The following is a 26,564-nucleotide window of genomic DNA, read 5'->3' on the forward strand; positions in this document are numbered from 1 at the left end:
GGGTCACGGGTGGTCGGTGAGCGCGCGGGAGAGCACCGGCCCGATGACGGCGAGGGACTGCGGCTCGATCATGTCGTTGTGTCCGCAGTCCACGGGCTGCTCGTCGATCCGGCCGGTGACGAGCGGCCGCCATTCGGCGGCCGAGTGCGCGCGGGCGGTCCCGTCCCCGTCGCCGGTGGCGTGGAAGACGAGCAGGTCCCCGTCGTAGGCCCGGGGCACGAAGTGGTGGGCGAGCCACCGGGAGTTCTCGTAGCCGGCGGAGATCCGTTCGAGGTCGCGTCCCCGCACACCGGTCTCGGTGCCGAAGGACTCGTCGATCAACCGGGCCGCGTGCTCGTACGTCATCTCGGCGTCCGGGTCGGCCTGCAGTCCCAGCCCACGCAGGAGGTCCCGGATGTCCAGCCTGCCGGACGGCGGCTCCTCGCCGCCCACGGGGTAGCTGTCCATGACGGCCAGCGTGCCGACATCCTCGCCCGCCGCCTGCAGTTCGACGGCCATGGCATGCGCGATGACCCCGCCGAGCGACCAGCCGAGCAGGTCGTACGGGCCGGCGGGCTGGATGGCCCGCATCTCCTCGAGGTAGCGGTGCGCCAGGTCCTCGATCGTCCGGTAGTCGCCGTCCCCGCTGATCGTGGGCAGTTGCAGCCCGTACGCGGGCCGGTCCGGCGGGAGGTACTGCACCAGACCGGCGTACCCCCAGGACAGCCCGATTCCCGGATGCACGCAGAACAGCGGCCTGCCGCTGCCCTGCGCCCGCAGCGGAATCACCACGGCGAGCGCCTCTTCCAGGCCGGCGCTCCGGACCGGAAGGTCGAGGCGGCCCGCGATCCCCGCAGGGGTCGGGTCGAGGAACATCCATTGCAGCGGAACCTGCCGATCCAGTTCGGCCTGCAGCGCGCTGACGATCCTCGTGGCGAGGAGGGAGTTCCCGCCGAGATCGAAGAAGCTGTCGGCGGTGCCCACCCGGTCCAGCCCGAGCACCGACGCGAAGACGTCCACGACGACGCGCTCGGTCTCCGTGGCCGGCGCCCGGAACGCGGCGCCGGTCGAACCGAACTCGGGGGCAGGCAACGCCTTCCGGTCGAGTTTGCCCACCGGGGTCATCGGGATCCGGTCGAGTACGACGACCGCGGACGGCACCATGTGGGCGGGCAGGCGCTCGGACGCGTAGGTGCGCAGCCCGGCGGGCTCGATGTCCTGTCCGTCCTGAACCCGCACATACGAGGCGAGCACGGTGTCGCCGGACGGGCCGGTGTGACCGACGGTGGCGGCGAACGCCACCGCCGGGTGCCTGCCGAGCACGGCGTCGATCTCCCCGAGTTCGATGCGGAAGCCACGGACCTTGACCTGGAAGTCGCTGCGGCCCAGATACTCCAGTGTGCGGTCGCTTCTCCAGCGCACCACGTCGCCGGTCCGGTACATCCGGCACCCCGGCTCCCCGAAGTTGCAGGCCACGAATCGTTCCGACGTGAGCGCAGGCCGGTTGTGGTACCCGCGCGCCATCCCCGGCCCGGCGATGTACAACTCGCCGGGCACCCCGGCGGGCACCGGCTGCAGCCGCTCGTCGAGCACGAGGAACGCGAATCCCAGTGCGGGAGAACCGATGTTCACTCCCTCGCCGGGGCGCATCGGGGCGCTGACACTCGCCTGGATGGTGGTCTCCGTGGGTCCGTACCCGCTGTGCAGGCTCCGCCCGGGTGCCCACCGCGCGACCACCTCCGGCGGGCACGCCTCGCCGACCAGGTCGAGGACCCGAAGCGAATCGAGCCCGTCGTTGTCGAGCGCCGCCAGCGCGGTCGGGGTGATGGTCGCGTGGGTCACCCGCTCGCGGCGGAACAGGTCCGCCAACTCGCTGCCCCCGAGGACGGCGGGCGGCACGATCACGACCTGCGCCGACGCGCTGAACGCCATCATCAACTCGAACACGGAGGCGTCGAAACTCGGGGACGCCAGTTGCGACACCCGGGACTCATGGGTGACCTGGAACCGTTCGTGCGTCTCCGCGGTGAAATCGGCCATCCCCCGGTGGGTGACGGTGACGCCCTTCGGCCTTCCGGTAGACCCGGACGTGTAGATGAGATAGGCCGGGTGGGCGAGGTGCAACGGACTCGTCCGATCCTCGTCGGTGACCGGCGCCGGCGACACCGCTGCCACCTGCGCGGCGACCTCCTCGTCGTCGAGCATCAGCCACGGGACGGTGTCCGGCAGGTCGCCGCGGCGGCTTCTCACGGTGAGGCCGAGCGCGGCCCGGCAGTCGGTGAGCATGTAGTCGATGCGCTCGCGCGGATACGTGGGGTCGACGGGCACGTACGCCGCGCCGGCCTTGGTGATCGACCAGATCGCGACCACCGATTCGATCGAGCGAGGCATTCCGACGGCCACGAACGTCTCCGGCCCCACGCCACGGCCGCGCAGCACGCGCGCCCACCGGTTGGACCACTCGTCGAGTTCGCGGTAGCTGACCTGCCGGTCCTCGTAGGACAGGGCCACCGAGCCGGGGTCGAATGCGGCGGCCGCGGTCAGCAGGTCGGGCCACAACTGCGCTCGCACGTCCGGCTCGCCGCGGGCCGGCGCCATCGCCCGCAACTCCGCCTCGTCGAGCATCGGGAGGTCGCCGACCGGCCGGTCGGGGTTCGCCGTGACGGCGTCGAGGATCCGCACGAACCGGTCGGCGAACCCGCGGACCGTGCCGGGGTCGAAGAGGTCGGTGGCGAAATCGACGGCGCCGCTCATCCCCGCCGGCGCACCGTCCGCGTCGAACTCCTCCGCCAGCAGGAATTCGAGATCCACCTTGACCACGGCGAGCCCGGAGTCGATGCCGCGGACGTCCAGCCCCGGCAGCGTCAGGACGGGCCGCTCGTTGTTCTGGAATTCCAGCGAGACCTGGACGAGCGGCGCATACGCCGTCGACCGGGTGGGCCCGACCGCGTCCACCACCCGCTCGAACGGAACGTCGGCGTGGGCGAACGCCCCGAGGTCGACGTCCCGGCAGTGCGCGGCCAGAGCGGTGAACGACGCGGCCGCGTCCACCCGGGTGCGGAGCGCGAGCGTGCCCACGAACATGCCGACCAGACCGTCGAGCGCGGGGTCGCCGCGGCCGGCGATCGGGGTGCCGACGGCGACGTCCGCGGTGCCACCGAGCCGGCCGAGCAACACCGCCAGTGCCGCGTGCACGGTCATGAACTCGGTGGAGCCGAGGCGTCGCGACAACTCCCGGACGCGTCGATGCAGGTCGGCATCGACGGAGAAGTGGATGCGCGCGCCGCGGAAGGACTGCTGGGACGGCCGATCCCGGTCGGTGGGTAGTTCCAGGAGATCGGGAGTACCCGCCAGCGCGGTCGTCCAGTAGTCGAGCTGCCTCGACAGCAGCGACCCGGGGTCGTCTTCCGAACCGAGTAGTTCCCGCTGCCACAGCGCGTAGTCGGCGTACTGCACCGGAAGCGGTGCCCAGTCGGGCGCGCCGCCGGATGCGCGGGAGCCGTACGCGGCCATCACGTCGCGCACCAGCGGGCCCATCGAGAACCCGTCTGCCGAGATGTGGTGCACCACCACGGCGAGGACGTGCTCGGTGGCGCTCAGCGAATACAGCCCGGCCCGCAGCGGAAGCTCCGCGGTGACATCGAAACCCGCGGAGACGAACCGGGACACCTCGTCGCGAAGGTGGCCTTCCGCGACGGAGACGGGGATCAGCGCCGGCACCGCACCGGCGGCGGGCAGAATCTGCTGAACCGGCCAGTCCCCGCGGACCGGGAACATCGTGCGCAGCGACTCGTGCCGGACGAGGACGTCGGTGAGGGCCGAGTTCAGCGCTCCCACATCGAGATCCCCACTCAGGGTCACGACGATCGGGATGTTGTAGGCGGCCGAGGTGGTGTCGAGCTGGTTGACGAACCACATCCGCTGCTGCGCGAACGACAGCGGAATGTCGTCGGGCCGGGTGCGGGCGGCCGACAACACCGGGCGGCCGGACGGCCCCGCCCCGGACTGTTCGATCCGGGCCGCCAGCGCCGCGACGGTGGGCGCCTCGAACAGGTCCCGCACCCCGCAGCGCAGTCGGTGCCGAGCAGCGCGCGCAGCCGCGCCGTGACCCGGGTGGCGCTCAGGGAGTTGCCGCCGAGGTCGAAGAAATCGGCGTCGGCGCCGACCCGCCCCAGTCCGAGTACGTCCGCGAAGACCCCGGCCACCGTTTCCTCGATCGGACCGGCCGGACTCCGGTAGTGCCCAGCCCCGGACAGCAGGTCGGGCTCCGGCAGCGCCGAGCGGTCCAGCTTGCCGACGGCCGTCAGCGGAATGCGTTCCAGCACCGCGATCGAGGTGGGCACCATGTGCGGGGGCAGACGGTCCGCCACGTGCCGGGTGACTTCGGCGGAGTCGAGGGAGCGGCCCGAAGACGGCACGACGTAGGACACCAGCAGGGTGTCACCCGCCGGCCCGCGGTGCGCGAGCGTGGCCGCGAATCCGACGTTCGGCTCCGACATCAGCGTGGCGTCGATCTCGCCGAGTTCGATGCGGAAACCGCGCACCTTGACCTGGAAATCGGTGCGTCCCACGTATTCGATGCTGTGGTCCGGCGTCCAGCGCACGATGTCGCCAGTGCGATACATCCGCTCACCGGGCCGGAACGGGTCGGCGACGAACCGCTCGGCGGTCAGTGCCTGCCGGCGGTGGTAGCCGCGGGCCAGACCCGCCCCGGCGAGATACAGTTCGCCCGCAACACCGACGGGGACCGGTTGCAGCCGGGTGTCGAGCACCAGTTCCGTCACGCCGCGGATCGGCCCGCCGATGGTGATCGGTTCCCCCGGGACCATCGGTGCGCCGATGTTGGACATGATCGTGGTCTCGGTCGGTCCGTACGCGTTGTACAGCCTGCGGCCGGGCGCCCAGCGGGCGACGAGTTCGGGCGGGCACGCCTCGCCGCCGAACACCAGGTCCGTGAGGTGCGTCAGCCCTGCTGGATCGAGTGACGCCAACGCGGCGGTGGTGATGAACGCGTGAGTGACGTTCCGGTCGGCCAGCAGCCGCGCGAGTTCGTCGCCGCCGAACACGGTGGGCGGCGCGATCACCATCGTCGCGCCAGCGCCGAACGCCTGGAGATACTCGAACAGCGACCCGTCGAAGCTCGGGGTGGAGAAGTGCAGGGTCCGGGATTGCGTTGTCGCACCGAAACGTTCGAGTTGGTCGAGGGCGAAGTTGTCCAGACCGCGGTGGGTGACCACCACACCCTTGGGCAGGCCAGTGGACCCCGACGTGTAGACGGCGTACGCGGCGGTGTCCAGCGTGACCGGTCCGCTCCGGTCGGCGTCGGTCACCGGTGTCCCCGGACGCTCGGCGCACTCGCTCGCGAAGCCGGGTTCGTCGAGGAGCAGCCAGTGCGTGTCCCCCGGGAGCCGGTCTCGGTGCCCGGTCGTGGTCAGGCCGAGCGTGACTCCGGAATCGACGAGCATGTGGGTGATGCGCTCGTCGGGGTAGTTCGGGTCGATCGGCACGAACGCCGCACCGGTCTTCGCCACCGCCCACACCGACAGCACCGAGTCGAGGGACCGCGGAATCCCGATGGCCACGAACGTCTCCGGGCCCGCCCCGCGTGCAATGAGGGCGCGGGCCAGACGATTCGACTGCTCGTCCAGCTCGCCGTAGGTGACGTCGACGTCCTCGTAGGACAGGGCGACCGCGTGCGCGTCGAGTGCGGCACCCTCCTCGAGGATCTGCGGCAGTGTGCGGGCCGATCCGCCGGGACTGCCGAGGACCGGCACCAGTTCGGCGCGCTCCCGGTCCGTCAGCAGCGACAGAGCGGCCAGCGGCCGGTCCGGACGGGTGCAGGCGTCGAGCACCCGGAGCACCCGGCCGGCGACGTCTGCGACGGTGTCCGCGGCGAAGACGTCCGGGAGGTACTCGAATTTCAGGTGCAGCCGCGCGTCGACCGACGCCACCAGGCTGAGCGGGTAGTGGGCGGCGTCCCGCGCGTCCACCCCGGTGACGCGCAGGCCGGCGATGTCGGTGTCGGTGGAGAGCCCGGCGCGGTCCACGGGGTACGACTCGAACACGGTCAACGTGTCGAACCCGACCTCCGGCCCCGCCGCGCCCTGAATCTCGGACAGGCCCAGATAATGGTGATCCAGCAGCGCCGCCTGCTCGGCCTGCACCCGTTCCAGCAGCGCACCGACGGTCTCGCCGGGGCGCAGCCGGATCCGGACGGGGAGGGTGTTGATGAACAGGCCGACCATCGTCTCGATGCCCGCCAACTCGGGCGGCCGCCCCGACACGGTGGCACCGAACAGCACGTCGTCGCGAGCGGTCAACGCGCCCAGCACGATCCCCCACGAGACCTGGACGAGAGTGTTCACGGTCAGCCCCCGCGAACGCGCGACGTCCCGCAACCGGGCGGTGCGCTCCTCGTCGAGGTCGAAGACGAACTCGTCGGACATCGTTGACAACCGGCCACCCCGGTCGGAGTGCGCCAGCAAGGTCGGACCGTCCACCCCGGCGAGAGCCCGGGCCCACACCTCCCGGGACGCGTCCTGATCGCGGCGGGTCATCCACGCCAGGTAGTCGCGGTATGCGCGGACGCGGGGCAGCGGCGACGCGTCCCCGTCGGTGGCGTACAGCGTCAGCAACTCCCGGACCAGCAACGGCATCGACCAGCCGTCGAGCAGGATGTGATGGTTCGTCGACACCAGCCGGTATCGGTTCGGCCCGGTCGCGATCAGCATGAACCGGATCAGCGGGGCGCGGGTCATGTCGAACGGGCGCAGCCGGTCCTCGGCCAGCAACCGTGTGATCTCGGATGCCGCGCCGTCCTCGCCGAGAGCCGTCAGGTCGACCTGGTGCCAGGGTGCGTGCACCCGTCGCCGGATCACGTGCACGGCGTTGCCCTCGGCGTCCCGGAGGAAGCCGGCGCGCAAGTTGTCGTGCCGGGCCAGCAGCGCATCGGCCGCGCGGCGCAATCGACGCGGATCCACGGCGCCGTCGAGTTCGAGGCTCATCTGCACCAGGTAGGCGTCGAGGGAGTCGTCGGCGAGTTCGGCGTGGAAGAGCATGCCGGACTGCAGCGGCGACAACGGCCATACGTCCGTCAGGTCAGGGCAACGGCTTTCGAGCGCTTCGATCGCGTCCTGGCGCAGTGCGACAAGTTCGAGGTCCGACGGCGTGAACCCGGTGCCGCCCGACTCCGCATGGGTGCCGAGCGCGGCGAGGGCCTGCAACCACAGCCCCGCGAGTTCCTCGACCTCCTCGCGGGCGAGGACCTCCGGTGGGTACGTCCACGTGGAACTCAGGAGGGGGCCGTCGCCCGAGTCGACGGTCATGGCATTGATGTCGACGACGGCCGCGACCGGGACGGCCGGGTTCTCGCGCAGTCCGGGTTCGTCGATCGGCGCCCACCCCTCCGCGGTCTCCGTGGCGGTCCCGCCCATTCTGCCGAGGTAGTTGAAGCTGACCTGGGGCATCGGCAGCGGTGAAAGAGACTGTGCCGTGTCGTCGTTCAGGTACCGGAGTAGCCCGAACCCGATGCCGTGGTCGGGGACGGCGAGGAGTTGTTCCTTCACCGACTTGAGTGCGGCCCCCGCGGACGGACCTGCCGCGAACGCGTCGTCGAGGTCGACCCCGCTGAGATCGAGTCGCACGGGGAAGATCGTGGTGAACCAGCCGATGGTGCGCGCGAGATCGGCGCCGGGCACCACCTGCTCTTCACGACCGTGGCCTTCGAGCCCGACCAGCGCGCCGGGAAGGTCGATGCCGCGGTGTCGCCGCCATCGCGTCAGCGCCATCGCCAGTGCCGTCAGCAGGGCATCGGCGACGCTGCCGTGGAACGCCCGTGGCACGGTCGTCAGCAGCGTCTCGGTCAGCGCGGCCGGAACAGATACCGAAAAGTCCGCGGCTTTGGCGGCGGTGTCCGACGCGGTCAACGGGCGCGACCCCAGCAGCGGGTCGGGTGCGTCCAGCACGCTGCGCCACAGGTCGAGTTCGGCGGCGCGCCGGGGCTCACGCGCGGCGTCGGCGAGGCCGTGCGCCCACCGGCGCATCGACGTCCCCGGCCGCTCCAGCACCGGTGCGCTGCCGGACTGCACTTGCGTGCACGCCGCGGCGAGGTCGGGGATCAGGATCCGCCAGGACACCCCGTCCATCGCCAGGTGATGCACGACGATCAGCACACGACCCGGACGTTCGCCTTCGTCGAACCAGACCACCTGCATCAGCACGCCCGACTCCGGGTCGAGCCGATCGAGAGCGCTGTCGAATTCGGCGCCGATCTCGTCCGCCCGGCCCCGGCGCAGCACGGTCGCCGCACGCACCGCCCCCTCGGCCTGCACCTCCATCGACCAGCCCGGTTGGGTGCTGGACGTGCGGTACAACCGCGCCCGCAAGACATCGTGCCGGTCCAGCACGGCCTGCAAGGCGCGCGTCAGGGTGTCTTCGGTCATCGTCGCCGGAAGGGTGAACAGCGCGGACTGCGCGTAGCGGCGGAAATCCCCGCCCCTGGCGAGCATCCACCGCACGATCGGTGTCAGCACGACCTCCCCGACCCCGCCGCCGGGCAGTTCGTCGAGAACCACCGCCTCGTCGTCCGTGCCGGCTGTCGCGGCCAGCCCGGCAACGGTCTTGCGCTCGAACACGTCCCGCGGCGAGATCAGTACCCCGGCGGCCTTGGCACGGGTGACCAGCTGGATCGACATGATCGAATCGCCGCCGAGGGCGAAGAAGGAGTCGTCGACACCCACTGAGTCGAGACCCAGGACCTCCGCGAACAGGCCGGCGAGGATGCGTTCGGTCTCGGTGACCGGTCCGCGGCCCGCGGTCACCCGCTGCCCGAAGTCCGGTTCGGGCAGCGCCTTCCGATCGAGTTTGCCGTTCACCGTCAGCGGCATTGCGTCGAGCACCATCACCGCGGCCGGCACCATGTGCGACGCCAATCGCTCCGTGGCCGCGTCGGCAATCACGGCCGGGTCGATTGCGACGCCGGCCTCCGGCACCACGTACCCCACCAACCGGTCGCCGCGCGCCGTTACCGCCGCCTGTGCCACCCCCGCGTTGGCGAGCAGGGCCGACTCCACCTCCCCGAGTTCGATCCGGTAGCCCTTCACCTGCACCTGGAGGTCGTTGCGGCCGAGGTACTCCAGCTGTCCGTGCGCGTTCCACCTGCCCAGATCGCCGGACCTGTACATCCGGGCCCCGGGCACGAACGGGTCGGCGACGAATCGGCCGGACGTGAGGGCGGCCCGGCCGAGGTAGCCGCGCGAGACCTGCGCCCCGGAGACGTACATCTCCCCGGTCACTCCCGGCGGCGCCGGGTGGAGTCGTCCGTCGAGCACGTACACGTGCAGTCCCGGCAGACCCCGGCCGATCAGCGACCCGGACGCCTCCTCCACGAGGTCCCGGTCGATCGGCAGGTGGGTGACGTGCACGGTGGTTTCCGTGATGCCATACATGTTCGCCAGCACCGGCGCGCTGTCGCCCCGGCGGGCGTACCAGCGCCGCAGTTGCCCGAAGTCGAGGGCCTCCCCGCCGAAGATCACGTACCGCAGCGAGAGATCGGGGCCACCGGCGAGGCGATCCTCCTCCGCCAATTGGTAGAAGGCGGTGGGGGTTTGGTTCACGACCGTGACGTGTTCGTCGCGCAGGAGACCGAGGAATTTCTCGGGTGAGCGCGCCGTGAAGTAATCCACCAGCACCAGTCGGCCGCCGTGCGCGAGCGCTCCCCACATCTCCCACACCGAGAAGTCGAATGCGGCGGAATGGAACATGGTCCACACGTCAGCCGGTCCGAACCCGAACAGCGTCTGCGTGTTCGCCATCAGCGTGACGACGTTGCGGTGCGAGACCTGCACGCCCTTCGGCTGCCCGGTGGAACCGGAGGTGTAGATCACGTAGGCCACGGAGTCCAGGTGCAGTGGCGTGCGGCGGTCGTCGTCGGTCACCGGCAGCGGCGACAGCGGCTGTAGTGCAGTCACGGTCGCGGGGTCGTCCACCACGATCACCGGCACCCCGGAGCTTCGGAAGGTCTCGGCGTCCGCGGCGGTGGTGAGCACACAATGCGGCCGAGCGTCACCGAGCAGGAAGGCCAGTCGCTCGGCGGGAGAAGCCACGTCCACCGGGAGGTACCCGGCGCCCGCCTTCACCACCGCCACCAGCGCCACGACGAGGTCGACCGACCGCGTCATCCCCACCGCCACCAATGTTTCCGCGCCCGAGCCCCGCGCCACCAGCAGTCGGGCGAGGCGGTTGGCCCGCTCGTCGAGTTCCCGGTACGTCACCGACGAGCCCTCGCACCGCACCGCGACGGCGTCGCCCTCGGACGCCACCGCCCGATCGAATAGATCGACCAGCGACAGCGGTGCGACGTCGGTCCCCGGCCGGTACGCGGAGGTGAGCACGAGTTCGCGTTCGGGCTCGTCCAGGATGTCGACGTCCCCGACGGGCGCGGCCGGGTCGGTGGTCACGGCCTCGATCACCCTCGCGAGGCGCTCCGCGAACCTCTCCACCGACGCACGATCGAAGACGTCAGTCGCGTAGCGGACACCGGCGTCGATCCCGGCGGGCACGCCCTGCTCGTCGACCCGCTCCACCAGGCTCAACTGCAGATCGAATTTCGCGACATCCAGATCGACGTCGAGCGACCGGGCGGTCAGCCCGGGCAGTTCCAGGTGGGTGCGGGTGGCGTTCTGGAATTCGAGCAGCACCTGGAACAGCGGTGAGTGCGCGGTGGACCGCTCGGGTGCGAGTTCGTCCACCAGTCGCTCGAACGGCAGGTCTGCGTGCTCGAACGCACCGAGGTCCACCGACCGCACGCCGGTGAGCAACTCGGCGAACGACGATCGCGCAGGCACCGGGGTGCGGAGTACCAGCGTGTTGACGAACATTCCCACGACGTCGTCCAGTGCGGCGTGGCCGCGGCCCGCGATCGGGGTTCCCACCACCACGTCTTCCGATCCCATCACTCTCGTCAGCAGCACGGCCAAGGCGGCGTGCACCACCATGAACAGCGTCGAATTACTCTGGTGTGCAAGGTCGGCCAGGGTCTTGTGGACGTCCGGTGGAATGCCGAACGGAACGACGGCCCCGACCAGGGACCGTTGCGCGGGCCGTGGCCGGTCGAGGGGCAGCGGCAGCACGTCCGGGATGCCGGACAACGTCCGGGTCCAGTAGTCGAGCAGACCGGAGATCATCGAATCGGGCTGCGTGCCGGTGCCCAGGGCCTCACGCTGCCACAGGCTGTAGTCGGCGTACTGCACGGGCAGCGGCGCCCAGCCGGGCGCCTGCTGCTGCACGCGCGCCGTGTAGGCGAGCATCACGTCGCGTGCCAGGGGCGCCATCGAGAAGCCGTCGGCCGCGATGTGGTGCACGACGAGGGCGAGGACGTGCCGCTCGGGGGTGAGTTGCAACAGCCGCACGCGAAGCGGAAGGTCCTCGGTGACATCGAATCCGACGCCGAAGAACGCGGCGAGCGAATCCCGGAGCGCCCCTTCGGCAACCGGGACCGCCTGGAGGTCGGGGGTGACGAGCGCGGAATCGGCGATCATCTGCCGGGGACCGTCCGCGGAACCGGGGAACACGGTGCGCAGCGATTCGTGTCGCTCCAGGACGTCGCCGAGTGCCGCCCGCAGTGCATCCAGATCGAGTGCCCCGTCCAGGTGCATCGCGACCGGAATGTTGTAGGCAGGTGAGGACGTGTCGAACTGGTTGACGAACCACATCCGCTGCTGCGCTAGGGACAGCGGAATCCGCTCGGGCCGCGGCCTCGCGGTGAGTGCCGGGGAGGCGGAACTCGTCATCATCTCGGAGTCGATCCGGACGGCGAGATCGCACACCACGGGTGCGTCGAACAGCGCCGCGACACCCAAGTCGGTGTCCAGCGCGCTGTTGATGCGTCCCACCGCCCGGGTGGCACTGAGCGAGTCTCCGCCGAGGTCGAGGAAGCTGTCGTCGGCGCCGACGCGGTCGATGCCGAGGACGGCGGCGAAGGCGGACGCGACCGCTTCTTCCGCGGGTGTCGTCGGTGCGCGGTATCCGCGGGTGGTCGTGCCGAAGTCGGGTTTCGGCAGAGCTTTCCGATCGAGTTTGCCGTTCACCGTCACCGGCAACTCCGGCAACACCACCACCACCGACGGCACCATGAACCCCGGCAACGCGACCGCCGCCGACTCCCGCACCGCCCGCTCGTCCACCACCATCCCGGCCACCGGCACCACATACCCCGCCAGATACTCCCCCGCCGCCCCGTCTCCACGCAGCACCACCACCGCCTGCGCCACCTCCACCCGGCGCAACAACACCGCCTCGACCTCACCCAACTCGATCCGCTGACCCCGCAACTTCACCTGAAAATCCGTGCGACCCAGATACTCGAGCTCCCCCGAGGGCAACCACCGAACCCGGTCCCCCGTCCGATACAAGCGAGTACCCGCCCCGAAGGGATCTGCCACGAACCGATCCGCCGTCAGATCCGCCCGCGCCTGATACCCCCGCGCCAACTGCACCCCACCGAGGTATAGCTCACCCGCCACCCCCACCGGCACCGGCCGCAACCGCCCGTCCAACACGAACGTTTGCGTATTCCACACCGGCGCCCCGATCGGCACCACCACCCGATCCGCGTCGGTGACTTCGTGGAACGTCACATCCACCGCAGCCTCGGTCGGGCCGTACAAGTTGTGCAACTCCGCCCCGCTGCCCTCGCGCAGCCGTGCCGCGGTCGGCGCGGGCAGCGCCTCTCCGCTGGTGAACACCCGGCGTAACGCGCCGCACGCCTCCACGTTCGCGCCCGCCAGAAACACCTCGAGCATCGACGGCACGAAATGCACCGTCGTGACCGACTCCTCGCGGATCACCCGCTCGAGGTACGCCGGGTCGCGGTGCCCGTCCGGGGCGGCGATCACCAACCGAGCCCCACACAGCAACGGCCAGAACAACTCCCACACCGACACATCGAACGTCACCGGAGTCTTCTGCAACACCACATCATCGGAGTCCAGCGGATACCGATCCTGCATCCACAACAACCGATTCACAATCCCCGCATGCGGAACCGACACCCCCTTCGGGCGACCCGTCGACCCCGACGTGAACATCACATACCCCGGATGCTCCGGCCGCAGCCGCGACAACCGTTCACCGTCCCCCACCGGACCCGCAGGCAATCCCGACACATCCAGAATATCCACCGCGACCGACCCCGCGAACACCCCCGCATCCGCGGCAGTGGTCAACACCAGCACCGGATCAGCCGTGCCGACGACGTACCCGATCCGCTCCGACGGCTGATCCGGATCTATCGGCACATACGCCCCACCCGCCACCACCACCGCATACATCCCCACCACCATGTCCACCGACCGCCGCACCGCCACACCCACCGACGACTCCGGACCCACCCCCACCCCGATCAACCACCGCGCCAACCGATGCACCCGCCCGGCAAACTCCCCATACGACAACACCACACCCTCGAACACCACCGCCGGAGCATCCGGAGACAGCACCACCTGCGCCTCGAACAACTCCACCAACGTCGAACTCGGCACCACGTGCGACGTCGCATTCCACGACCCGACCACCAACCCCCGCTCAGCCGCGCCCAGAACCTCCACATCACCGACCACGGTGTCCGGATCATCGGCGATCGTCGCGAGGATCCGGAGCAGGCGGTCGGCAAACGTGGTGACAGTGGCCCGGTCGAGGATTCCCGGCTGGTACCGCAGACTCAGCCGCAGGCGCGGTTCGACGATCGTGAGCAGCGTGACCGGGTAGTGCGTCGCGTCTCGGGCATCGAGACCGGTTACCCGCACGCCACCGATGTCGGTGCTCTCGTCCAGCCCGGACGTGTCGATCGGGTACGACTCGAACACCGACAGCGTGTCGAACAGGTTGCCCAGGCCCACCCGCGACTGGATGTCGCCGAGGCCGAGGTGATGGTGGTCGAGCAGGGCCGTCTGCTCGCCCTGCAGGCGGGTGAGCAGTCCCGCGACGCTCTCGTCCGGGTCCAGTCGCACGCGCACCGGCACCGTGTTGATGAACAGGCCCAGCATGTTCTCGACACCGGACAGTTGCGGCGGTCGGCCGGACACGGTGGCGCCGAAGATCACGTCGTCGCGGGAGACCAACCGGGACAACAGCATCCCCCACGCGGCCTGGATCACCGTGTTCATCGTGACACGAGCGCGTTCGGCTGTCGTCGCGAGTGCGTCGAGAATCCCGGCGGGCAGATCGACGTCGAGTTCGTGGGGCACACCGTAGAGCGCCGCGGACGCGTGCGGCGCCACCAGCGTCGGTTCCTCGACACCGTCGAGTGCTCGTTCCCAGGCCCGGGCCGACCGTTTCGTGTCCCGGTTCGCCACCCATTCCAGGTACGTGCGATACGAGGGCGGCTGCGGCAGTGCGGCCGGGTCGCCGCCCGAGGCATAGCGGACCAGCAGTTCCCGTACCAGCAGCGGCATCGACCAGCCGTCGAGGACGATGTGGTGGTTCGTGATCGACAGCACGAAACTGCCTGGTGCGGTGTGGAACAGCGTCAGGCGGAGCAGGGGTGGCCGGGCGAGATCGAATCGGGTACTGCGGTCCTCGTCGAGCAGTCGCGCTAGTTCCGACTCGGTTCCGGCGACGGTGAGATCGACCTCCCGCCACGGCACCTCCACCGCGTCGAGAACGAGCTGCGCGGGCACCCCGTCGTCGTAGACGAACGCGGTGCGCAGATTCGCGTGGCGGGCCAGCAGTCCGGCGGCGGCCGCGCGCAGGCGCACCGTGTCGACCGCGCCCTCGAAATCGATCCGCAGTTGGGCCGTGTAGACGTCCATCGACTCCGCGGCCAGCGAGGCATGGAACAGCAACCCGGCCTGCAGCGGAGACAGCGACCACACGTCCTGCAGCGCCGGGAACCGCCCCTCCCAGCGGTCGATCTGCTGCTGGTTCGCCGGCACCAGCGGAAGGTCGGACGGTGTCAGCCCGCCCGCGTCCGGTCGTGCCGTGTGCGCGGCGAGACCCTCCAGGGCACGGCGCCACAGTTCCGCGAACGCCGCGACCTCGGTCTCGGGGAGGACGCCGGTCGGGAACGCGAACGACGCCCGTAGCCGGGGGCCCTCAGGGGTGTCGGAGACGAAGGCGTTGATGTCGATGACGGACGCGACGGGCATGTCGGCGTTCCTGGTGCCGCCGAGTGTGCTCTCCACCGGCAGCCAGTCGTCGCCTCCGCCGGTGAGGGTCACGCGGCCGAGGTAGTTGAAACCGACTTGCGGAGAGCGGAATCGGCGGAGGGCCTCCGACGTCTCGTCGTCCAGGTAGCGCAGCAGTCCGAAGCCGATGCCGTGATCCGGGATCGCGAGCAACTGTTCCTTGACGGCCTTGACCGCCTGCCCCGCCGCGGCGCCGCCTGCCAGGGCGTCGTCGACATCGAGTCCGGTGAGGTCCAATCGCGCCGGATACACGGTGGTGAACCATCCGACGGTGCGGGACAGGTCCGCGCCCGGGACGATCTGCTCCTCGCGGCCGTGCCCCTCGAGGGTGAGCAGCGCGTCCGAGACGGCGGCGCCGCGTTCCCGTCGCCAGGCGATCAGCGCCAGGGTGACCGCGGTGAGCAGGCCGTCGCCCACCGTCCCGTGGAATGCGTCCGGCAGCGTGGTGAGCAGGGCGTCGGTCACCGCCGGCGGCACGTCGACCGTGACGGTGCCGACGGTCGCGTCCACGTCGATCGCGGGATCCAGGGGGCGCGAACCGATCAGCGGATCGGGGCCGTCGAGGATCTTCTCCCACGATGCGAGTGCGCCCGTCCGGGTGGGCACGGCCTCGGCCAGTCCGTGCGACCACCGTCGCATCGACGTCCCGACTGCCGGCAGCGCAGGTGTGAGTCCGGCCTGGAGTCGGCCGGCCGCCGACGCGAGGTCCGCGACGAGAATCCGCCAGGACACACCGTCGACCACGAGGTGGTGCACCACGACGAGCAGTCGCCCGACGTCGTCCGGAACGTCGAACCAGACCACGCGCACCATGCGGGCGGCGGCCGGGTCCAGGTGGTCGGCCGCGGCCTCGAGTTCGGTGCCGGCGAGTGCGGTGAAGTCTTCGCCCCGCACCGCGTCGACAGGCACCCGGCGGACGTCCGCCGGTACCGAACCCGCAGGCAGCACGTCCATGCCGTCCGCGGACACCCGTGCCCGGAGCATGTCGTGCCGGTCAAGTACCGCCTCGACGGCGCCGACGAGCACCTCGTGAGTGAGACCGGCGGGGGCCGCCAGCAGTAGCGCCTGCGAGAACCTGTCGAGCCGTCCGCCGCTGCGCTCGAACATCCAGCGCGCGACCGGTGTCAGCGGCAGGGGGCCGACGCCGGCACCCGGCAACTCGCCGAGAGCGACGGTGCCGTCGTGGTCGAATCGCGCGGCCGCGGCGAGTCCGGCGACGGTTCGATGGTCGAATACGTCGCGGGGAGAGAGGATCACACCGGCGGCGCGTGCGCGGGCCACCAACTGGATCGACAGGATGCTGTCGCCGCCGAGGGAGAAGAACGAATCGTCCGCGCCGACCGAATCGAGTCCGAGCACGTCCTCGAACAGTCCGGCGAGAAGTTCCTCGGTCTCGGTCTGCGGCGGCCGGCTTCCGGGCCCGGTGAAGTCGGGTGCCGGAAGGGCTGTGCGGTCGAGCTTTCCGTGAACGGTCAGGGGAAGCGAGTCGAGTACCACCAGCGCGGCCGGAACCATGTACGACGCCAACCGGCCGGCGACGAAGTCGAGCACTGCCCGCGAATCGATTGTCGCACCGGCTTCGGGCACCAGATACCCGATCAGCCGATCGCCGGCGCCGTCGGCGTTCCACACGCTCGCCGCCGCGTGGGCCACGGACTCGTGGGTGAGCAGCGCCGACTCGACCTCGCCGGGTTCGATCCGGAAGCCCCGGATCTTCACCTGGGAATCGGTGCGCCCGAGGTACTCCAACTGACCGTCGGCCAGCCAGCGCGCCCGGTCCCCGGTGCGGTACATCCGGCTTCCCGGCGGACCGAACGGATCGGCGACGAAGCGTTCGGCGGTGAGCGGGTACCGCCTGCGGTAGCCGCGTGCAAGGGCCGGACCTGCGAGGTACAACTCCCCGGCGACACCGGCAGGTACCGGGTGCAGTCGTGCGTCCAGCACGGTCTCGGCGAACCCGAGGGTGGGTGTGCCGATGGTGACCGGTTCGCCCGGCACCAGTTGGTCGCTGATACTCGACACGACCGTTGCCTCGGTCGGCCCGTACGCGTTGAACATGCGCCTGCCCGGCGCCCACCGGGCGACCAGTTCGGGCGGACACGCCTCCCCGCCGGTCACGACGCACTCGAGCGCGGTGAGTCCCGCGGGGTCGACCGACGCGAGTGCCGCGGGAGTGACGAAGCAGTGCGTGACCCGCTCGGTTTCGAGCAACTGCGCCAGTTCGGCGCCGCCGTAGACGGACGGTGGTGCGATCACCATCGTCGCTGCCGCGCCGATCGCCAGCAGCAGTTCGAGGATGGACGCATCGAAACTCGGTGATGCGAAGTGCAGGGTCCGGGATTCGGGTGTCGTGCCGAACGTCTCCCTCTCCTGTGCCGCGAAGGCGGCGAGACCACGGTGGGTGGTGATCACGCCCTTGGGTGTGCCCGTCGACCCCGACGTGTAGATGAGGTACGCCGGATTGTCGGCCCGGATGGGCGCGATCCGCTCGTCGTCGGTGATCGCCGACGACGGATGGCGCGACAGATCGTCCTCGATGCCGGGGGCGTCCAGCACCAGCCAGGGCACGACGTCGGGCAGTGCGCCACGTTGCGCGGATCCGGTCAGCCCGCATACGGCGCCGGAGTCGGTGAGCATGTATTCGATCCGCGCCGGTGGGTGGTTCGGGTCCACGGGGAGGAACGCCGCCCCCGATTTCGCGATCGCCCAGACGGCCAGTATGGATTCCACGGACCGCGGCACACACAGTGCGACCACCGACTCTGGCCCGACACCGCGCTCTATCAGCATGCGGGCCAACCGGTTCGATCGCCTGTCGAGGTCTGCGTAGCGCACGGCACTGCCGGCGAAGACCAGGGCAGTGGCCTCCGGATCGTGCGCGACCGCGTCGGCCATCAGGTCCGGCAGCGTCCGCGGCGCGACGGCGGCACCACCCGGCACCGGGGAGAGCAGGGCACGCTCCAAAGATCCGAGGATGTCGATGTCGCCGACCCGGGCGCCGGGGTCGGCGGTGACCGCCGCGAGGATGCGCACGAGTCGTTCCGCGAACCCGATCGCCGTGTCCTCGTCGAAGAGGTCGGTGGCGTAGCCGAGACCCGCGGCGATGCCTGCCGGGTTGCCGTGTTCGTCGAATTGCTCGGCCAGGGTCCATTGCAGATCGAAGTTGGCGGTGTCGATCTCGAAGTCGATGTTCCGGACCTGCAGGTCCGGCAGTTCCAGTGTGGGGCGCTCGATGTCCTGGAACTCGAGCATCACCTGGAACAGCGGCGCGTACGCCGTCACCCGGGACGGGCTCAGGACCTCCACCACCCGTTCGAACGGAACCTCCGCGTGCGTGAAGGCACCCAGATCGGTTTCCCGGACACGACCGAGGAACTCGGCGAAGGTGTCGTCGCCGTCGACGTGGGTGCGCAGGACGAGGGTGTTGACGAACATGCCGACCACGTCGTCGAGTTCGCGTTCGCCGCGACCGGCGATCGGCGTCCCGACGGCGATGTCGTCCGCGCCGCTCACGCGTGCCAGCACGACCGCCAGCGCGGCATGCAACGTCATGAACACCGTGGTGGTGTGTTCCCGCGCCAGCCTCACGACGCCGGCATGAATGTCCGGGTCGATCACGAACTCGACGTGACCGCCGCGAAGGGACCGGACCGCGGGCCGCGGTCGGTCGGTGGGCAGCTCCAGCAGTTCGGGCAGGTCCGACAGCGTGGTGGTCCAGTAGGCGATCTGCCGCGAAATGGGCGACTGTTCATCGGATTCCGATCCCAGCCACTCCCGCTGCCACAGCGCGTAGTCGGCGTACTGCACGTCCAGGGGCGCCCAGTCCGGGGCGGACCCGTTCGCCCGGGACGCATACGCGGCCATGACGTCCCGGGCCAGCGGTGCCATCGAGAAGCCGTCGGCGGCGATGTGATGCACCACCACCGCGAGCACGTGCACGTTCTCGTCGAGCCGGAACAGTCGCGCGCGCAACGGCAATTCCGTGGTCACGTCGAATCCTGCGGACAGCAGTGTCAGCGATTGTTCGCGGAGTTCGGCTTCACCGGGCACACTGACCGGAGCGAGGTCGGGCACTGCACTCGCCGCGGGCAGGATCACCTGGCGGGGGCCGTCGTCGGCGAGGGGGAAGACGGTGCGCACGGCCTCGTGCCGTTCGATGACGTCCGCGACCGCCGACTGAAGCGCGTGCACGTCGAGCCGGCCGTCGAGCCTCAGCGCGAAGGCGACGTTGTAGGCGGAGGAGGACGTGTCGAACTGGTTGATGAACCACATCCGCTGCTGGGCCGGCGACACGGGGACTTCCGCGGTGCCTTCCCTCGGTTTCAGCGGGGGGTGGGCCTCGAGCCCGTCCTGCGACTCGGCCAGCAATGCCAGACCCGCGACGGTGGGGGCATCGAACACGTCGCGTAGTCCGATCCGGTCTCCGACGACCGCATTGATCCGGGCCACCAACCGGGTGGCGATCAGCGAGTTCCCACCGAGGTCGAAGAAGTTGTCGTGTGCGCCCACCCTGCCCAGCCCGAGCAGGTCGGCGCAGACGGCGGCCACGATCTCCTCGATGGGAGTCCGGGGCGCCACGAAACCTTCGGTCGTGCCGCCGAATTCAGGTGTCGGCAACGACTTTCGATCGAGCTTGCCGTTCACCGTCACCGGCAACTCCGGCAACACCACCACCACCGACGGCACCATGAACCCCGGCAACGCAACCGCCGCCGACTCCCACACCGCCCGCTCGTCCACCACCATCCCGGCCACCGGCACCACATACCCCGCCAGATACTCCCCCGCCGCCCCGTCCCCACGCAGCACCACCACCGCCTGCGCCACCTCCGGCCGGCGCAGCAACACCGCCTCGACCTCACCCAACTCGATCCGCTGACCCCGCAGCTTCACCTGAAAATCCGTACGCCCCAGATACTCCAACTCCCCCGAGGACAACCACCGAACCCGGTCCCCCGTCCGATACAAGCGGGTACCCAACCCGAACGGGTTCGCCACGAACCGGTCCGCCGTCAAATCCGCCCGCCCCGCATACCCCCGCGCCAACTGCACACCACCGAGATACAACTCCCCCGCCACCCCCACCGGCACCGGCCGCAACCGCCCGTCCAACACAAACGTCTGCGTATTCCACACCGGCACCCCGATCGGCACCACCACCCGATCCGCCTCGGTGACTTCGTGGAACGTCACATCCACCGCAGCCTCGGTCGGGCCGTACAAGTTGTGGATGCGGGCCTCGGGAACCATCGTCCGCATCCTCGTCGCCGTCTGCGCGGGCAGCGCCTCGCCCGAGGCGAACACCCGCCGCAGGGTCGTGCAGCGCGCCGCGGCCGGCTCGGCGGCGAACACCGCCAGCATCGAGGGAACGAAATGCACTGTGGTCACACCGTGTTCGACGATCAGCTCGGAAAGGTATGCCGGGTCGCGATGCCCGTCCGGGGCGGCGATCACCAACCGCGCCCCACACAGCAACGGCCAGAACAACTCCCACACCGACACATCGAACGTCACCGGCGTCTTCTGCAACACCACATCATCGGATACCAACGGATACCGATCCTGCATCCACAACAACCGATTCACAATCCCCGCATGCGGAACCGACACCCCCTTCGGCCGACCCGTCGACCCCGACGTGAACATCACATACCCCGGATGACCCGGCCGCAGCCGCGACAACCGCTCCCCGTCCCCCACCGGACCCGCAGGCAATCCCGACACATCCAGCCTGTCCACCGCGACCGACCCCGCGAACACCCCCGCATCCGCGGCAGTGGTCAACACCAGCACCGGAGCAGCCGTATCCAGCACATACCCGATCCGCTCCGACGGCTGATCCGGATCTATCGGCACATACGCCCCACCCGCCACCACCACCGCGTACATCCCCACCACCATGTCCACCGAACGCCGCACCGCCACACCCACCGACGACTCCGGACCCACCCCCACCCCGATCAACCACCGCGCCAACCGATGCACCCGCGCAGCAAACTCCCCATACGACAACACCACACCCTCGAACACCACTGCCGGAGCATCCGGAGACCGCACCACCTGCGCCTCGAACAACTCCACCAACGTCGAACTCGGCACCGCGCGCGACGTCGCATTCCACGACCCGACCACCAAATCCCGCTCAGCCGCGCCCAGAACCTCCACATCCCCCACCGCAGAATCCGCATCCCGCCCACACGTCTCCAGGACCCGGACGAACCGCTCCCCGAACCCCACCACCGTCGCCCGGTCGAACACGTCGGACGCGAATGTGAACGATGCGGCGATACCCGCTCCGGTCCCCGTCGCGTCGTACTGCTCGGTGAGCGTCAATTGCAGGTCGAACTTGGAGACACCGGGGTCGACGTCGACGGTTTCCACCGTCAGACCCGGCAGGTCCACATGGACCGGGGCGGTGTTCTGGAACTCCAGCAAGATCTGGAACAGCGGTGAGTACGCGGTCGAACGGGTCGGCGCGACGGCGTCCACCACGCTCTCGAAGGGCACGTCGGCGTGCCCGAACGCCGCCAGATCCGACTCCCGCACCCGGGACAGCACGTCGGCGAACGTCGCGGCGGGGTCGACGGCGGTCCGCAGGACCAGGGTGTTGACGAGCATCCCCACGACGTCGTCGAGTGCTTCCTCGCCGCGACCGGCGATCGGCGTCCCGATCGCGACGTCTCCGGTGCCGCTCAGCCGGGCGGTCAGCACCGCGAGCGCCGCGTGCATCACCATGAACATCGTGGAATCGTGTTGCCGCGCGAGGAGGAGAAGCGCCCGATGGTCTTCCGCAGAAACGGTGAACCGGACGGTCCCGCCGCGGAGCGCCCTGTCGGTGGGCCTCGGTCGGTCGAGGGGAAGGTCGATCGCGTCGGGGAGGCCGGACAGCGTCTGCCTCCAGTACTCCACTTGCGCCGACATCACGCTGGCGGGATTGTCTTCGCGGCCGAGGGCGGCCCTCTGCCACAGGCTGTAGTCGGCGTACTGCACGGGCAGCGGCCGCCAGTCCGGCGACTGTTGTTGCACCCGCACCGAGTACGCGACCATCAGGTCGCGGGCGAGTGGTGCCAGCGACGCTCCGTCCGCCGAGATGTGGTGCACCACCAGCATGAGAACGTGGTGGTCCCGGCCGGTCCGGAACAGGGCGCCGCGGACGGGCACCTCGGTGCTCACGTCGAAGCCCCGCCCGGCCAACTCGGCCATTCGCGCGCGCAACGCCGCCTCGTCCTCGACTGTTTTCGGGTCCAGGTCCGGAATCATCCCGCCGAGTGGCTGGATCACCTGATGCGGTCCGTCCACGGACGCCGGATATACGGTGCGCAGCGATTCGTGTCGGTCGAGGATGTCCCCGACCGACGCTCGGAGTGCCGCCACGTCGAGGGTTCCGTTGAGGCGCAACGCCATCGGGATGTTGTAGGCGGGCGATGAGGTGTCGTACTGATTGACGAACCACAGGCGCTGCTGGGCAAGCGAGAGCGGGATCCGGTCGGGACGCTGCTGCGCGACGAGGTCCGGGCGGCCCGAGGGCCTCGCGTGCGCACTCCCGATGCGTTCCGCCAACGCCTCCACGGTCGGCGCCTCGAACAGGGTCCGCACCACGAGTTCGACGCCGAGTGCGGCATTCACCCGTGCGACGACCCTCGTCGCGACGAGCGAATTTCCGCCGAGGTCGAAGAAGCTGTCGTCGAGACCGATTCGCTCCACGCCGAGGACGTCCGCGAACACCCGCGCGACGGCCTTCTCCTCCGCGGTGGCGGGGGCGCGGAATTCGGCGGTCGTGGACAGGAATTCCGGCGCGGGCAATGCGGCTCGATCGAGTTTCCCCGCCGGTGTCAGCGGCAACTCGTCCAGTATCACGATCGCCGCAGGCACCATGTACGTCGGTAGTTGCCGTGCGGTGTGGTCCGTCAACTCGGTCACGGTGACGTGCTGCCCGGCGGCGGGCAGCACGTACGACACGAGCACCGGGTCGCCGGACGGCGCCGTGCGCTGTATCGTCGCCGCGGTCCGCACCCCCGGATGGGTGTGGAGGACCGTGTCGATCTCGCCGAGTTCGATGCGGAATCCGCGCACCTTGACCTGGAAATCGCTGCGGCCCAGATACTCCAGTGTGCGGTCGCTTTGCCACCGCACCACGTCCCCGGTGCGGTACATCCTCTCGCCGGGGCCGCCGAACGGGTCGGCCACGAACCGTTCCGCTGTGAGTGCCGACCTGGCGTGGTACCCGCGAGCGAGGCCGTCGCCGGCGATGTACAACTCCCCGGCCACGCCGGCGGGCACCGGTTTCAGCCGTTCGTCGAGGACGACCTCGCGGAATCCGCGGAGCGGGCCGCCCAGCGTGACGGCGCCGTCCGGGGACAGCGGTGCGCTGATGTTCGACATGACGGTGGCCTCGGTGGGCCCGTACGCATTCGACAGCCGGCGGCCGGGCGCCCACCGCTGCACCAGTTCCGGAGGACACGCCTCGCCGCCGAACACCACGTCCCGGAAGTCGGAGAGTCCGTCCGGCTCGATGGTGCCGAGCGCCGCGGTGGTGACGAATCCGTGAGTGACCTTTTCCGACTGCAGGAACCGGGACAGTTCCTCGCCGCCGTAGATCGTGGGCGGGGCGATCACCATGGTCGCGGCGGCGGCGAACACGTGCAGGTACTCGGAGACGGACGCGTCGAAACTCGGTGTGGAGAAGTGCAGAATCCGGGAAGTCTGCGTCGCACCGGATCGGGTGCGTTGCTCGGCCGCGAAGTTGTCCAGACCGCTGTGGGTGACCACGACCCCTTTGGGTCTGCCCGTCGAACCGGACGTGTAGATCACGTACGCCGGATTCTCCGGGCGGAGCGGCCGAACCCGGTCGGCGTCGGTGACGGCGGACAAAGGTCGACTCGCACAGTGCAACCGGAACTCGTCTTCGTCGAGCACCAGCCAGGGCACCGATCCGGGGAGCCGGGAACGCACGGCCGACACGGTCACGCCCAGTGCGGCTCCCGAATCGCCGAGCATGTGCTCGATCCGCTCCGCCGGGTAGTTCGGGTCGGCGGGCAGGAACGCGGCCCCGGCCTTGGCGACCGCCAGCATCGACAGCACCGACTCGATCGAGCGGGTCATGCCCAGTGCCACGACATTCTCCGGCCCGATGCCGTGCTCGATCAGGACGCGGGCCAGTTGGTTGGAGCGCTCGTCCAATTCCCGGTACGTCACGTCGATCCCGAGATACGAGAGCGCGATACCGGTGGGGTTGGCTTCCGCTGCCGCCGAGAACAATTCGGGTAGCGTGCGCCCCGGTTGCCCTTTGACACCGGGTACCGGCACGAGGGTGGCGCGTTCGGTGTCGGACAGGATGTCGATGTCGCCGACAACGCGATCGGGGTCGCCGGTGACCGCCTCCAGGATTCGGCGGAATCGTTCGCCGAGTCGACGAACCGTGCCGGGGTCGAACAGGTCGGTGGCGAACCCGAGGGTCACGGTGATGCCGGCCGGGATGCCGTCGGCGTCGACGGTCTCCGCCGCGGTGACGCGGAGGTCGAATCGTTCGATCCCGAGGGTTCCGGCCGCGTCGCCGCACTCGAACAGCATCTGGACGATCGGCGAGTAGGCGGGCGAATCACGGACCGCGAGCGCCCCGACCACCCGCTCGAACGGGACGTCGCGGTGCTCGAACGCCTCCCGGTCGACGTCGCGAACGTGACGGAGATGCTGGGTGAAGGTCGCGTCCGGTTCGGCGCGGGTCCGGAGCACGACGAGGTTCTGCCCACGGTCCACTGTGGCCGTCGTTCCGACCGCGACCTCCGGGGCGCCGGAGAGCCTGCTCAGCAGCACGGCCGCGGCCGCGTGCAGAACGCTGAACGTGGTGGTGTCGTGTTCGTCTGCCAGCGCCCGCAGTCCGCGGTGAGTCTCGGCCCCGATCGGGACGTCGACGCGGTCGGCGTTCCCGGACTGCGTGGGCGGCCGGGCCCGATCGGACGGCAGGTGCAGCACCTCGGGCATCCCCGACAGCCGATCGGTCCAGTACGCGAGGTGGTGCGCCTCGCGGCGTCGCCGCTCGCCTTCGCGGGCGGTCGCCTCGTGAACGTTCGCGAGCCGTGCCTGCGGATCCGCCGAGACGAATTCTTCCAGCAGTTCGACGAAGTGCCGGTGGTGCCGTCGCAGCGCCGCATCCTGGTACCGGTTCGGGTTGGCCCGGAAATCGACGAAGATCTCCGCCGGCGTCCCACTCGGATACACGTTGACCAGGAGGTCTTCCACCGGGCCCGACGTGACGATGTGGTATTCGCCGACCAGGGGGCCGAGCACCACGTCCTGGTGGAACAGCATGACGTTGACCATGGGTCCGTGCAGTTCCGCGACACCGCCGGCGCCGGCGTCGCGGCGGATGTCCTCGACGCTGCACCGCTGATGCCGCAACGCGCCCATCAGCTCTCGCCTGACCTGCGACACGAGTTCCGCGACTGCCCCGCTCTCGTCGACGGTGATCGGCAACGGTGCGACGCTGACCGTCATCCCGCCGGAATTGCGCAGCAGCGACGTGGTCCGCCCGGACATCGGAACATTGACGAGGACTTCGGTTTTCGCCGTGGCCCGCGACAGGTAGCAGGCGAAGGCGGCGATGATCGTGACGGCCGCCGCGGCCGTGGCCTGGCTGTCGGAACTCTGGATGCCGGACGCGGCCGCCTCGGACAGCAGCGCACTCTCGACCTTGCTCCTGGCGAGTGCGGGCGCGGGCGCGTCGGCCAGCGTCGACCCGCCGATTCCCTCGACGCGCGTGGCCCAGTACTCCCGATCGGCCACGAAGCGATCGGACGCCCGGTAGAGGGCGTCGACGTCGTACAGTGCGCGCAGCGTCGCGGCCCGGCTCGGATCCGGTTCGCGACCCGCGACCGCGGCCGAATACCGGTGCGCGATGCGGTTGATCAGCGTCATGGCACCGTAGCCGTCGAGCGCGACGTGGTGAATGCGGCTGTACCACAGGTAATGCGCCTCGCCCACGCACAGGATCGACGTCTCGAACAGCCGATCGGCTTCGAGGTCGAGTGGCGCCTGGTAGTCGCGGTCCATCCATTCGTGCGCAGCGGCGACCGGGTCGTCGTCGCAGCGAAAGTCGACGAACTCGATGGACGTGTCCGTGGTGTGGTCCACGTACTGCATCGGCCTGCCGTCGACCTCGACGACCTTGAGGAACGGCGACTGGAACTCGCGGGCCACCACGATGGTCTCGCGTCGCAGCAGGTCGACGTCGAGGTCGCCGTGCAACTCCACGTAGTGCGCTACGGAGATCGGCACCGCGGGGTCGAGTTGCTGCGCGAACCAGGTGGCACGCTGCGCCGCGGACAGCGGGAACGAGGCCGCCTCCGAATCGTCTGCAGCCGGCTTTCGCGTGTCTGGGGACTTCACGGTGGTTCCTCCCCGTAG

Annotated in this window: 2 protein-coding genes; both read right to left on the reverse strand. The window is 69.8% G+C overall.

The window, feature by feature from the left end; genetic code table 11:
• Nucleotides 1-3: 3 nt before the first annotated feature.
• On the reverse strand, nucleotides 4-3,897 hold the full coding sequence (locus JWS13_RS46445) for a non-ribosomal peptide synthetase (protein ID WP_420855049.1): 3,894 nt from the start codon (nucleotides 3,895-3,897) through the stop codon (nucleotides 4-6).
• The gene (locus tag JWS13_RS16505; RefSeq protein ID WP_476748553.1) at nucleotides 3,837-26,546 is read right to left on the reverse strand and encodes a non-ribosomal peptide synthase/polyketide synthase; all 22,710 of its coding nucleotides are present in this window, start codon (nucleotides 26,544-26,546) and stop codon (nucleotides 3,837-3,839) included. The genes JWS13_RS46445 and JWS13_RS16505 overlap by 61 nt, the downstream gene beginning before the upstream one ends.
• Between the last annotated feature and the right edge of the window lie 18 nt (nucleotides 26,547-26,564).

This window comes from Rhodococcus pseudokoreensis (assembly GCF_017068395.1).
In the GTDB taxonomy this organism is placed as follows: domain Bacteria; phylum Actinomycetota; class Actinomycetes; order Mycobacteriales; family Mycobacteriaceae; genus Rhodococcus_F; species Rhodococcus_F pseudokoreensis.